Below are 12,280 nucleotides of genomic sequence, written 5' to 3'. Positions count from 1 at the left end.
CGGAACAGAGGTGGCTTGCGTTCCACCCCGGGGAGCAGGCCGGACTGTCAGCGGGTCATGCCACGATGCCCGCATGACTGAAGCAATCGATCACACGGACCTCACCCCGCTGAGACTGTTCGACACAACGCCCGGCAACTTCAGCCTGGTCCTCGGCGACCACCACTTTGCCGAGGCGGCCGATCTCTTCGAAGCCGTCGGCCAGGAGGTCAGCGGCTACAGCTGGGACGCGGTCGCGCACACTGCGGTGCGCATCCACGCGCCGGAACTCGCCGACCGGATCGGCGGCTTCGATCCCGAGGCCGGGATGATGTGCGTCTACGGCAAGGACGAGGCGGCTCTGCGGGAGCTCGGGCTGATTCTCAGCAGCGCCTTCCACGACCGCGCGAAGCTGGCCGCGCTGATCGAGGCCACCGACCCCGGAGACTGGGACTGAACCCGGATCCATCGTCTTGATTTCGACTTGATCGTTTCGGGGTTGCGCAGGCCGTGTCGGGGCCGGGCTGCGGATGCGGGCGTGGGTTGGCCGCTGGTCCGCCCAGCTCTTCCGCTTGTCCACCTCGGCTTTTGACGTTTCGTTGATCGTCATTGGGGTCGCTCGGGCGGGGGCGTGATGCAATGCCATCTGGCCGCGCGGGCTGGAGCCGGCCCGGGTCGGGGACGGGGGCGGGGTGGGGTGTCGGCCGGGACGTGAAGCGTGATTTGTGGCGCACGAACGCCCCGCGCCTGTCGAAGCAGAGCGCAGGGCGCCTAAATCATGCAGTCCAGGCCGACACCCCACCCCGCCCCCGGCACCGGCCCACCCGCAGCCAACACCACCCCACGACCCGCCACATACAGGCAGACGCCGACCAAAACCCAGCCCCGCCGGCGTTTGAGGCGCAGGGGCCCGGGGACGGGTCCCCGGCAACGGCGCCGCACCGGACCACCGCCCGGACGTCAGCCGAAGAGGCGTTCCAGGACGACCGCGATGCCGTCCTCCTCGTTCGAGAGGGTGACCTCGTCCGCCACGGCGACCAGTTCGCGGTGGGCGTTGGCCATCGCCACGCCGTGTGCCGCCCAGGCGAACATCGGGATGTCGTTCGGCATGTCGCCGAAGGCGATCGTGGACGACCCGGTGATGTCCAAAAGCTCCGCCGCCACCGCCAGACCGCTCGCCTTGTCGATGCCCGGTGGCTGGAGTTCGACCGTGTGCTCCCCCGCCATGGTGACGTTGACCAGGTCCCCGACCACGCCCCGGGCGACCTCCGTCAGCTCGTCGTCCGACAGTCGGGGGTGCTGGAGGAGCACCTTGTTGATCGGGGAGGACCAGAGGTCGGACCGGCGGGACACCTGGACGGTCGGCAGGTGCGGGTGCCACATCCGGTAGCCCGGACCTATCAGCATCTCCGCGTCGACGCCCTCCTGGTTGACCGCCGCGTAGACCTCTCCGATCTCCGCCTCGATCTTCCCGAGGGCGACTTCGGCCAGCTCCCGGTCCATGGCCACGGAGTGCAGCAGCAGCCCGGCCGCCGCGTCGTAGACCTGCGCTCCCTGCCCGCACACGGCGAGCCCCGTGTATCCGAGGCCGTCCAGGACGTGGCGGACCTGTGGAACGGGGCGGCCTGTCACGATGATGTGCCGGGCGCCGGCCGCGCGGGCGGCCCGGAGCGCCGTGTGGGAGCGGGCCGAGACGGTGTCTCCGGCACGCAGCAGAGTCCCGTCCAGGTCGGTGGCCACGAGTGCATAGGGGAGGGCGGAAGTCACGCGTTCAAGGATACGGACCCGCTGGGACAAGTCCTACAAATAGTGCCCGAAACCGGCCTCCCACACGCCCCACCAGCCCCGTAACGTGTCAACCAGCCCCCGGGACACCCCCGGGCAGCGTCGAAAGCGAGGCAGCACCCCATGCCCCAGCAGAGCCCCCTCGATGTCCCCGAGGGCGACCCGTTCGGACCGCACAACCTCCCCTACGGCGTGTTCTCCACCGCCGGTGAGGCGCGGCGCCGCATCGGTGTCCGGATCGGCGGGTACGTGCTCGACGCCGGAGCGGCCGCGGCCGCGCTGGGCTCCCCGTACGCCGGACTGCTCGGGCAGCCGTCGCTCAATCCGCTGCTCGCGGCGGGCCGCACCGCCTGGCACGACGTACGCCGCGCGCTGACCGCCTGGGTCACCGACCCGGGCCACCGGCCCACCCTGGAACCGCACCTGCTGCCGCTGGAGGAGGTCGCGCTCCACCTCCCGTACGAGGTCGCCGACTACGTCGACTTCTACGCCAGCGAGCACCACGCCACGAACGTGGGCAAGATCTTCCGGCCGGACGGGGACGCGCTGACCCCCAACTGGAAGCACCTGCCGATCGGTTACCACGGCCGGTCCGGGACCATCGTGGTGTCCGGTACCGATGTCGTCCGGCCCTCCGGCCAGCGCAAGGCGCCCACCGACCCGGCGCCCGTCTTCGGCCCGTCCGTCAAGCTCGACATTGAGGCCGAGGTCGGCTTCGTCGTGGGCGCCCCCTCCGAGATGGGCTCCCCGGTGGCCCTCGCCGACTTCGAGGAGCACGTCTTCGGACTGTTCCTGCTCAACGACTGGTCGGCGCGCGACATCCAGGCGTGGGAGTACGTGCCGCTGGGCCCCTTCCTCGGCAAGTCCTTCGCCACCTCCGTCTCCGCCTGGGTCACCCCGCTGGAGGCCCTCGACGCGGCCCGGGTCGCTCCGCCCGCCCGCGAGTTCCCGCTCCTGCCCTACCTCGACGACTCCGCCGCCGACCGCCCCGGCGGCTTCGACCTGCGCATCACCGTCTCCATCAACGGGCAGGAGGTGGCCACGCCGCCGTTCGCGTCGATGTACTGGACCGCCGCCCAGCAGCTCGCGCACATGACCGTCAACGGCGCCTCGCTGCGCACCGGCGACGTGTACGGCTCGGGCACCGTCAGCGGCCCGGCCACCGACCAGCGCGGCTCGCTCCTGGAACTCACCTGGAACGGCCGCGACTCCATCGAGCTCGCCGACGGCAAGCGCACGTTCCTGGAGGACGGGGACACCGTCACCCTCACCGCGTGGGCGCCCGGCGCGGGAGACACCCGCGTGGGCCTCGGCGAGGTCACCGGCCGCATCGTGGGCACCCGCTAGTCCACACCTCGGGACGGACACCGACGGCGGGGTGGCGGATCTTTCCGCCGCCCCGCCGTCCCGCCGTCCACGCAGGTCACAGCGGTAGGCGAACACTCGCGGGTGGCGCCGCCCACCATCCCGGCCGACCCGGACTCCGGATCCGGGCCCCGTTCGAGGCGCGGAGTCCGGGGGCTGGTCCCCGGCAGCGGTGCCGCGCCGGCGAACGGGGCGGGGGACACTCGGAAGGGTCACCCGTCTGGCATGGGGCGGCCGCGGGGCCCACCCTGCGGGGATGACGCCCATCGCCGCCGGGCCGGCCCTGGCCCTGGTCACCGCACTCCTCGCGCCGCAGGCCTCCGCGCCGGCCGATTCCTTCGCCCTCGCCACCGCGTACCGCGCGACCGCCCCGTACCGGTACCCCCGCCCCGCCACCACCGCCGGCTACCTCCCCGACGCGTACTGCGTCCCCGGCAAGCCCGGGGTGGGCGGCCTCGGTTACCCCCACTTCAATCACGCCCACGACGATTCCCGGGACCCCGCGAAGCCCACCGCCCTGATCTACGAGGACGACGCCCGGGGCAGCCGCAGGCTCGTCGCCCTCGAATGGACCTCCACCGGACCGATCCGCCCGGCGAACCTCTTCGGGGCCGGGTTCAGCGGCCCCATCGCGGGGAAGTTCCCAGGTCAGCCCGTGCACTACACCCTCCGCGCCTGGCTCTGGAAGAAGAACCCGGGCGGCCGCTTCGCCCTCTACAACCCGGACGTCCGCTGCCGCCCCGGAACCACCCGTCCGGCCTGAACATCGCTCGCCGGACCCCCCGTTCGGTGGCCCGCCGCATGCGGCCCCGCCACGGCCCCGGGATGGTGGACCAAAGCCCGAGCACCGCCCCCGAACGGCAGGAGCACCGATGTCCCTCCGTCCCCGCAAGGCCTTCCTCACCTGTGCTGCCGCCCTGTCCCTCGGCCTGGCCGCCGTCGCCCCGGCCCACGGGGTCGACGGGCCCGCGCCCGATCCGCGCAACCGGCAGGCCATGCGGGACATGGCCACGGCGATCCGGGTGACGGCGAAGTACGTGGACGAGCGAGAGGCCATCAAGGACGGGTACGTCCCGCACGGACAGGAGTGCATGACGAACCCGTTCGGGGTCGGCACCATGGGCTACCACTACGTCAAGGAAGCCAACTGGGGTTCGACGGACCCGAGCAAGCCGGCCGCGCTGCTCTACAGCTCCACGAAGGACCGGGACGGCCGCCGCAAGCTCCAGACCGTGGAGTGGATGTCCGCCGACCGCGACCAGGACTTCAAGACCACCGACGACCGGCCGAGCATGTTCGGGCTGCCGTTCGACGGGCCGATGCCGGGCCACTGGACGGGCATGCCCAAGCACTACGACCTCCACCTGTGGGCGTACGAGGAGAACCCGGCCGGCCGCTTCCACAACTGGAACCCCGCCCTGACCTGCCCGAAGACCCCCGGCGCCTCCCCCGCTCCGGCCCACCCGCACTGACCCCCGGGTCAACGCGGCGCTCCCGTTCACACGTACGAACGGTCCTGGAACGATCCCCGGCGATACGCTGGACGGATTCGCGAGACTCCGGCTCATGGGAGCACTGATGAACCCGGAATACAGCTGGCCGATCCCGCCGCCGGGCGGCTGGACTGCCGACGACCTGGACACGCTTCCGCATCTGCCTCCGCACACGGAGCTGATCGACGGGAGCCTCGTTTTCGTGAGTCCGCAGACCCTCTTCCACTCTCGGGCAGTCGATTTCTTCAACTCGCAGCTTCGGTCACTGGCCCTTCCGGGTCTGGAGGTCATCCGCGAGTTCACCATCGACATCGACCGGCGCAACCGCCCCGAACCTGATGTGATCGTGATCAACGAGGACGTCATCGAGGACGCCAACCAGACCCGCCTGCCTGCCGGGTCGGTCCTGCTGGCCATCGAGGTCGTCTCCCCCGAGTCGATCGACCGGGACCGCGAGGCCAAGCCGGTGAAATACGCCCGGGCCGGAATCCCCCACTACTGGCGCGTCGAGAACAAGGACGGCCGAGCCGTTGTCTACGTGTTCGAGCGCGAGCCGGCCACCGGCTCCTACACGAGCACCGGCATCTTCCACGACCGCCTGAAGGTCTCCGTACCCTTCCCCATCGACCTGGACCTCACCCAGATCATGTCGAAGCGGCAGCGCCCCGAGTAGTCCCGCACACGGCAAGGGCCCGGCCCCCCGAAGGGGAGCCAGGCCCAGGTGCGTACGGGCAGCGGGTCCGTCAGCGCACGAACGTGCTCGCACTCCCCGCCAGGTCCAGGAAGTACTGCGGGGCCACGCCCAGTACCACCGTGACCGCGACGCCCACCGCGATGGTCGTCATCGTCAGCGGGGACGGGACGGCGACCGTGGGGCCGTCCGCCTTCGGCTCGCTGAAGAACATCAGGACGATCACCCGGATGTAGAAGAACGCGGCGATCGCGGACGAGATGACACCGACCACGACCAGCACTCCCGCGCCGCCCTCCGCCGCCGCCTGGAACACGGCGAACTTGCCGGAGAAGCCGGAGGTCAGCGGGATGCCCGCGAAGGCGAGCAGGAAGACCGCGAAGACCGCCGCCGTCAGCGGCGAACGGCGTCCCAGACCGGCCCACTTGGACAGGTGCGTCGCCTCGCCGCCCGCGTCGCGCACCAGCGTGACCACCGCGAAGGCGCCGATCGTCACGAAGGAGTACGCGGCCAGGTAGAAGAGGACGGACTTGACGCCCTCTTCCGAGGTGGCGATGACACCGGCCAGGATGAAGCCGGCGTGCGCGATCGAGGAGTAGGCGAGGAGCCGCTTGACGTCGGTCTGGGTCACGGCGATGACCGCGCCGGCGAGCATCGTGATGATGGCGACGCCCCACATGACCGGCCGCCAGTCCCACCGCAGGCCGGGGAGGACCACGTACAGCAGCCTCAGCAGGGCTCCGAAGGCGGCCACCTTCGTCGCCGCGGCCATGAAGCCGGTGACGGGGGTGGGGGCGCCCTGGTAGACGTCCGGGGTCCACATGTGGAAGGGGACCGCGCCGACCTTGAAGAGCAGGCCCATCAGGATCAGCGCGCCGCCGATCAGGAGCAGCGCGTCGTTGCCCATGGTGTCGGCGAGCGCCGGGTCGATGTTCGCCACGGTGCCGTCGATGACCTCGGCGATCGCCGCGTAGGAGACCGAGCCCGCGTACCCGTAGACGAGCGCGATGCCGAAGAGGAGGAAGGCGGAGGAGAAGGCGCCGAGCAGGAAGTACTTGACGGCCGCCTCCTGCGACATCAGCCGCTGGCGGCGGGCGACGGCGCAGAGCAGGTACAGCGGGAGGGAGAAGACCTCCAGGGCCACGAACAGCGTCAGCAGGTCGTTGGCCGCGGGGAAGATCAGCATCCCGGAGACCGCGAACAGTGCGAGCGGGAAGACCTCGGTGGTGGTGAAGCCCGCCTTGACGGCTTCCTTCTCGCTCTCGCTGCCCGGTACGGACGCCGCCTGCGCGGCGAAGGAGTCCACCCGGTTGCCGTGGGCGGCCGGGTCCAGGCGCCGCTCGGCGAAGGTGAAGATCGCCACGACCGAAGCCAGCAGGATGGTGCCCTGCAGGAAGAGCGCCGGGCCGTCGACGGCCACGGCGCCCATGGCCGCGATGTGCGCCTTGGAGCTGCCGTACCCGCCGGCGGCGAGTGCGACGACCGCCGCGAAGGCCGCGGCCAGCGCGGCGACGGCGAGGAACACCTGCGTGTAGTAACGGGCCTTGCGCGGTACGAAGGCCTCGACGAGGACTCCGACGACCGCCGCGCCCAGCACGATGAGCGTGGGCGAGAGCTGGGCGTATTCGATGTGCGGGGCCGGGATCTTGTCGATCGGCGCCGCGGCCGCCAGTGTCGGCAGCAGGCTCTGGGCAGCAGTCACGGTGCTCACTTCGCCGCCTCCCCATTCTTGGCCTCGACAGCCACCTCTGGCTTCGGGTCCGTCTGCTTCACGTCCGACATGGTGTGCTTCACCGCCGGGTTGACGATGTCGGTGAGGACCTTGGGATAGACGCCCAGTCCGATCAGCAGCGCGATCAGCGGGGCGACCACCAGGACCTCCCGCAGGCGCAGGTCCGGCATGGTGCGGACCTCCTCCTTGACCGGGCCGGTCATGGTGCGCTGGTAGAGGACCAGCGTGTAGAGCGCCGCCAGCACGATGCCGACAGTGGCGATGATGCCGACGACCGGGTACCGGGCGAACGTGCCGACCAGGACCAGGAACTCGCTGACGAACGGGGCGAGACCCGGCAGCGAGAGGGTGGCGAGGCCGCCGATCAGGAAGGTGCCGGCCAGGACCGGGGCCACCTTCTGCACGCCGCCGTAGTCGGCGATGAGCCGGGAGCCGCGCCGCGAGATCAGGAAGCCGGCGACCAGCATGAGCGCCGCCGTCGAGAGCCCGTGGTTGACCATGTAAAGCGTCGCGCCCGACTGGCCCTGGGAGGTCATCGCGAAGATGCCGAGGACGATGAAGCCGAAGTGCGAGATCGAGGCGTAGGCGACCAGCCGCTTGATGTCCCGCTGTCCGACCGCGACCAGCGCGCCGTAGACGATGCTGATCAGGGCCAGGACCAGGATCACCGGCGTGGCCCACTTGCTCGCCTCGGGGAAGAGCCCGAGGCAGAAGCGGAGCATCGCGAAGGTGCCGACCTTGTCGACGACGGCGGTGATCAGGACGGCGACCGGGGCCGTGGCCTCGCCCATCGCGTTCGGCAGCCAGGTGTGCAGCGGCCACAGCGGGGCCTTCACCGCGAAGGCGAAGAAGAAGCCGAGGAACAGCATCCGCTCGGTGTTGGTCGCCATGTCGAGCGTGCCCGCTGCGCGGGCGGCGGCGATCTCCTGGAGCGAGAAGTTCCCGGCGACCACGTACAGCCCGATGACGGCGGCCAGCATGATCAGGCCGCCGACCAGGTTGTAGAGGAGGAACTTGACCGCCGCGTACGAGCGCTGCGCGGCCGCGTTCTCGTCGGACCCGCCCGCCGCGGCAGCGGCTGATCGAGAGGAAGTCGCCCGGTCCCCGAAGCCGCCGATGAGGAAGTACATCGGGATGAGCATGGCTTCGAAGAAGATGTAGAAGAGGAAGACGTCGGTGGCCTCGAAGGAGATCACCACCATCGCCTCGACCAGCAGGATCAGGGCGAAGAAGCCCTGGGTCGGGCGCCAGCGCTGGCTCTTGGTCTCCAACGGGTCGGCGTCGTGCCAGCCGGCCAGAATGATGAACGGCATCAGAACCGCGGTGAGCGCGATGAGCGCCACCCCGATGCCGTCGACGCCCAGCTCGTAGCGGACCCCGAAGTCGGGGATCCAGGCGTGGGATTCGGTGAGCTGGTAGCGGTCGCCACCGGGCTCGAAGCGGACCGCGACGAGCACGGCCAGGGCCAGGGTCGCCAGCGAGAAGAACAGGGCGAGCCATTTGGCGGCGGTCCGGCGGGCGGCCGGGACAGCCGCCGTCAGGATCGCGCCGACCGCGGGGACCGCGGCCGTCACCGTCAGAAGCGGGAAACTCATCTCACACCGCCCTCATCAGCAGGGTCGCGGCGACCAGGATCGCCGTGCCCCCGAACATCGAGACCGCGTAGCTGCGGGCGTAGCCGTTCTGCAGCTTGCGCAGCCGGCCCGACAGGCCGCCGACTCCGGCGGCCGTTCCGTTGACCACGCCGTCGACCAGGCTGTGGTCGACGTAGACGAGGGAGCGGGTCAGGTGCTCCCCGCCGCGGACCAGGACCACGTGGTTGAAGTCGTCCTGGTACAGGTCCTTGCGGGCTGCCCGGGTGAGGAGCGAGCCGCGCGGGGCCGTGACCGGTACGGGCTTCCTGCCGTACTGCAGGTACGCGAGGCCCACACCGACGAGCAGGACCACGACCGTGGCGGAGGTGATCACACCGGCGCTCAGCGGGGAGTGGCCGTGCTCGAAGCTGGTGACCGGCTCCAGCCACTTCACGAAGGTCTCGTTGAAGCTGAAGAGGAAACCGGCGAAGACGGATCCGAAGGCGAGCACGATCATCGGGATGGTCATGCTCTTCGGGGACTCGTGCGGGTGCGGCTCGTTGCCTTCCGCGTCGGGCTGCCAGCGCTTCTCGCCGAAGAAGGTCATCAGCATCACGCGGGTCATGTAGTACGCGGTGATGCCGGCGCCCAGCAGGGTGACCGCACCCAGGATCCAGCCCTCGGTGCCGCCCTTCGCGAAGGCCGCCTCGATGATCTTGTCCTTGGAGAAGAAGCCCGACAGGCCCGGGAAGCCGATGATGGCGAGGTAGCCGAGGCCGAAGGTCACGAAGGTGACCGGCATGTACTTGCGCAGGCCGCCGTACTTGCGCATGTCCACCTCGTCGTCCATCCCGTGCATGACGGAACCGGCGCCGAGGAAGAGACCCGCCTTGAAGAACCCGTGCGTGACCAGGTGCATGATCGCGAAGACGTATCCGATGGGGCCGAGGCCGGCCGCCAGGATCATGTAGCCGATCTGCGACATCGTCGAGCCGGCCAGGGCCTTCTTGATGTCGTCCTTGGCGCAACCGACGATCGCACCGAAGAGGAGCGTGACGGCGCCGACCACGACGACCGCGGTCTGCGCGTCCGGGGCCCCGTTGAAGATGGCGCCCGAGCGGACGATCAGGTACACGCCGGCGGTGACCATGGTCGCCGCGTGGATGAGGGCCGAGACCGGGGTCGGGCCCTCCATCGCGTCGCCGAGCCAGGACTGCAGCGGCACCTGGGCCGACTTGCCGCACGCGGCGAGCAGCAGCATCAGGGCGATCGCCGTCAGCTTGCCCTCGCCGGCCTCGGAGACCGAGCCGAGCACCGGGCCGAAGGCGAAGGTGCCGAAGGTGGTGAACATCAGCATGATGGCGATCGAAAGACCCATGTCGCCGACCCGGTTGACCAGGAAGGCCTTCTTCGCGGCGGTGGCCGCGCTGGGCTTGTGCTGCCAGAAGCCGATGAGGAGGTACGAGGCGAGGCCCACGCCCTCCCAGCCGACGTACAGCAGGAGATAGTTGTCGGCGATGACCAGGAGGAGCATCGCGGCGACGAAGAGGTTGAGGTAGCCGAAGAAGCGGCGGCGGCGCTCGTCGTGCTCCATGTACCCGATGGAGTACACGTGGATGAGCGTGCCCACCCCGGAGATCAGCAGGACGAAGGTCATCGACAGCTGGTCGAGCTGGAAGCCGACGTCGGCCTGGAAGCCCTCGACCGGAATCCAGCTGAACAGCCGCTGGTGGAGGGCCCTCTGGTCGGCCGCTTGCGCAAGCATGTAGGCGAAGAGCAGTAGGCCGATGCCGAAGGAGGCGGCGGCGAGCAGGGTGCCGATCCAGTGGCCGGCCTTGTCCAGGCGGCGGCCGCCGCAGAGCAGCACCACCGCTCCGAGCAGGGGCGCTGCTACCAGCAGCGCGATCATGTTCTCCACAGCGACCCCCTACAGCTTCATCAGGCTGGCGTCGTCGACCGAGGCCGAGTGGCGGGTACGGAACAGCGACACGATGATCGCGAGGCCCACCACGACCTCGGCGGCGGCGACGACCATCGTGAAGAACGCGATGATCTGGCCGTCGAGGTTGCCGTGCATCCGGGAGAAGGTCACGAAGGCGAGGTTGCAGGCGTTGAGCATCAGCTCGACGCACATGAACAGCACGATCGCGTTCTTCCGGATCAGGACTCCGGCCGCACCGATGGTGAAGAGCAGCGCGGACAGGTACAGGTAGTTGACCGGGTTCACTTCGAGGCCTCCTCGCGGCCGAGCCGCTCGGACGACCGCTGCTCCAGGGCCTTCAGGTCGTCCAGCGCCTGGCCGGAGACGTCCCTGATCTGGCCGCGGGCGCGCAGCGTCTGGTTGACGGTGAGCTCGGAGGGGGTGCCGTCCGGCAGCAGGCCCGCGACGTCCACGGCGTTGTGCCGGGCGTAGACGCCGGGTGCGGGCAGCGGCGGGAGCTGTACGCCCTCGCGTACGCGGCGCTCGGCGAGCTCGCGCTGGGTGGCGGCCCGTTCGGTGCGCTCGCGGTGGGTGAGCACCATCGCGCCGACGGCCGCCGTGATCAGCAGGGCGCCGGTGATCTCGAAGGCGAACACGTACTTCGTGAAGATCAGCGTCGCCAGGCCTTCGACGTGCCCGCCGGAGTTGATCCGGCCGAGTCCGTTGAAGTGGGTGAGCCGGGCGTTGCCGATGCCGGCGATCAGCAGGATGCCGAAGCCGAGTCCGCACAGGACGGCCAGCCAGCGCTGCCCCTTGATGGTCTCGGTCAGCGAGTCCGCGGCGGTGACGCCGACGAGCATGACCACGAAGAGGAACAGCATCATGATCGCGCCGGTGTAGACGACGACCTGGACGACGCCGAGGAAGTACGCCCCGTTGGCGAGGTAGAAGACCGCCAGGATGATCATCGTCCCGGCCAGGCTCAGCGCGCTGTGCACGGCCTTCTTCATCAGGATCGTGGCCAGTGCGCCGATCACGGCGACGGTGCCGAGGATCCAGAACTGGGCCGCCTCACCGGTGGAGGTGAGCGTGGCGGCCGCTGCGACGGCGCTCATGCCCCCACCCCCTCGGAGTCCGCGGCGGAGGGTGCGGCCTCGGCGGTCTCGCCCTTCGACACGGCCACCTGCCGGACGGTGCCGGGAGCCGCCCCGGTCACCAGCCCCCGGTAGTAGTCCGTGTCGTCGGCGCCCGGGAAGATCGAGTGCGGGGCCTCGACCATGCCCTCGGTCAGCCCCGAGAGCAGCTGCTCCTTGGTGTAGATGAGCGCTTCGCGGCTGGAGTCGGCCAGTTCGAACTCGTTCGTCATGGTCAGTGCCCTCGTCGGGCACGCCTCGACGCACAGCCCGCACAGGATGCAGCGGGCGTAGTTGATCTGGTAGACCCGGCCGTACCGCTCACCCGGGGAGTAGCGCTCCTCCTCGGTGTTGTCCGCGCCCTCGACGTAGATCGCGTCGGCGGGACAGGCCCAGGCGCACAGCTCACACCCGATGCACTTCTCCAGACCGTCCGGGTGCCGGTTGAGCTGGTGTCGCCCGTGGAAGCGGGGAGCGGTCGTCTTCGGCGTCTCCGGGTACTGCTCGGTGAGGCGCTTCTTGAACATGGCCTTGAAGGTCACGCCGAAGCCGGCCACCGGGTTCTGCCACTTCTCGCCCTGCTCGGCGTCAGACTTGTCAGACATAT

Annotated in this window: 12 protein-coding genes; 5 read left to right on the top strand and 7 right to left on the bottom strand. The window is 69.9% G+C overall.

Annotated elements, in window-relative coordinates; all coding sequences use genetic code 11:
• The first annotated feature begins 73 nt into the window (after nt 1-73).
• Complete coding sequence (locus tag OTB20_RS30515) at nt 74-436, top strand: Imm51 family immunity protein (RefSeq protein ID WP_267822419.1); 363 nt, start codon at nt 74-76, stop codon at nt 434-436.
• Nucleotides 437-939: 503 nt separating this feature from the next.
• Here the strand turns inward: OTB20_RS30515 and OTB20_RS30510 are convergent.
• Nucleotides 940-1,746: an HAD family hydrolase gene (locus OTB20_RS30510; RefSeq protein ID WP_267822417.1), complete on the bottom strand. Its 807-nt coding sequence runs from the start codon at nt 1,744-1,746 to the stop codon at nt 940-942.
• Between the two features lie 141 nt (nt 1,747-1,887).
• Here OTB20_RS30510 and fahA point away from each other — a divergent pair, with 141 nt between their 5' ends.
• From fahA to OTB20_RS30490, 4 genes are all read left to right on the top strand, one after another.
• Nucleotides 1,888-3,111, top strand: coding sequence for a fumarylacetoacetase (gene fahA / locus OTB20_RS30505; RefSeq protein WP_267822415.1), 1,224 nt, complete (start codon nt 1,888-1,890; stop codon nt 3,109-3,111).
• Between the two features lie 274 nt (nt 3,112-3,385).
• Nucleotides 3,386-3,892: a hypothetical protein gene (locus OTB20_RS30500; RefSeq protein WP_267822413.1), complete on the top strand. Its 507-nt coding sequence runs from the start codon at nt 3,386-3,388 to the stop codon at nt 3,890-3,892.
• 109 nt (nt 3,893-4,001) lie between these two features.
• On the top strand, nt 4,002-4,601 hold the full coding sequence (locus OTB20_RS30495) for a hypothetical protein (protein WP_267822411.1): 600 nt from the start codon (nt 4,002-4,004) through the stop codon (nt 4,599-4,601).
• 94 nt (nt 4,602-4,695) lie between these two features.
• Nucleotides 4,696-5,295 carry a Uma2 family endonuclease gene (locus OTB20_RS30490; protein WP_267822409.1) on the top strand — a complete coding sequence of 200 codons (600 nt, stop codon included), beginning with the start codon at nt 4,696-4,698 and terminating at the stop codon, nt 5,293-5,295.
• 70 nt (nt 5,296-5,365) lie between these two features.
• Here OTB20_RS30490 and nuoN read toward each other — a convergent pair whose 3' ends face one another.
• The 6 genes from nuoN to nuoI are packed head-to-tail and all read right to left on the bottom strand — an operon-like array spanning nt 5,366 to nt 12,278.
• Entirely contained in the window at nt 5,366-6,985 is a 1,620-nt protein-coding gene (gene nuoN, locus OTB20_RS30485; RefSeq protein WP_267822505.1) for an NADH-quinone oxidoreductase subunit NuoN, read from the bottom strand.
• A gap of 35 nt (nt 6,986-7,020) precedes the next feature.
• Complete coding sequence (locus OTB20_RS30480; protein WP_267822406.1) at nt 7,021-8,640, bottom strand: NADH-quinone oxidoreductase subunit M; 1,620 nt, start codon at nt 8,638-8,640, stop codon at nt 7,021-7,023.
• 1 nt (nt 8,641) lies between these two features.
• The gene (gene nuoL / locus OTB20_RS30475) at nt 8,642-10,537 is read right to left on the bottom strand and encodes an NADH-quinone oxidoreductase subunit L (RefSeq protein WP_267822404.1); all 1,896 of its coding nucleotides are present in this window, start codon (nt 10,535-10,537) and stop codon (nt 8,642-8,644) included.
• Between the two features lie 9 nt (nt 10,538-10,546).
• Nucleotides 10,547-10,846: an NADH-quinone oxidoreductase subunit NuoK gene (nuoK, locus tag OTB20_RS30470; protein WP_112449176.1), complete on the bottom strand. Its 300-nt coding sequence runs from the start codon at nt 10,844-10,846 to the stop codon at nt 10,547-10,549.
• Nucleotides 10,843-11,655: an NADH-quinone oxidoreductase subunit J gene (locus tag OTB20_RS30465; protein WP_267822402.1), complete on the bottom strand. Its 813-nt coding sequence runs from the start codon at nt 11,653-11,655 to the stop codon at nt 10,843-10,845. The genes nuoK and OTB20_RS30465 overlap by 4 nt, the downstream gene beginning before the upstream one ends.
• On the bottom strand, nt 11,652-12,278 hold the full coding sequence (gene nuoI, locus OTB20_RS30460; protein WP_267822400.1) for an NADH-quinone oxidoreductase subunit NuoI: 627 nt from the start codon (nt 12,276-12,278) through the stop codon (nt 11,652-11,654). Before nuoI ends, OTB20_RS30465 begins: the two co-directional genes overlap by 4 nt.
• Nucleotides 12,279-12,280 lie beyond the last annotated feature (2 nt).

This window comes from Streptomyces sp. H27-H1 (genome assembly GCF_026627445.1).
GTDB lineage: Bacteria > Actinomycetota > Actinomycetes > Streptomycetales > Streptomycetaceae > Streptomyces.
Note: the sequence above shows the minus strand (reverse complement) of the source record. Positions and strands in the feature narration are given on the sequence as shown.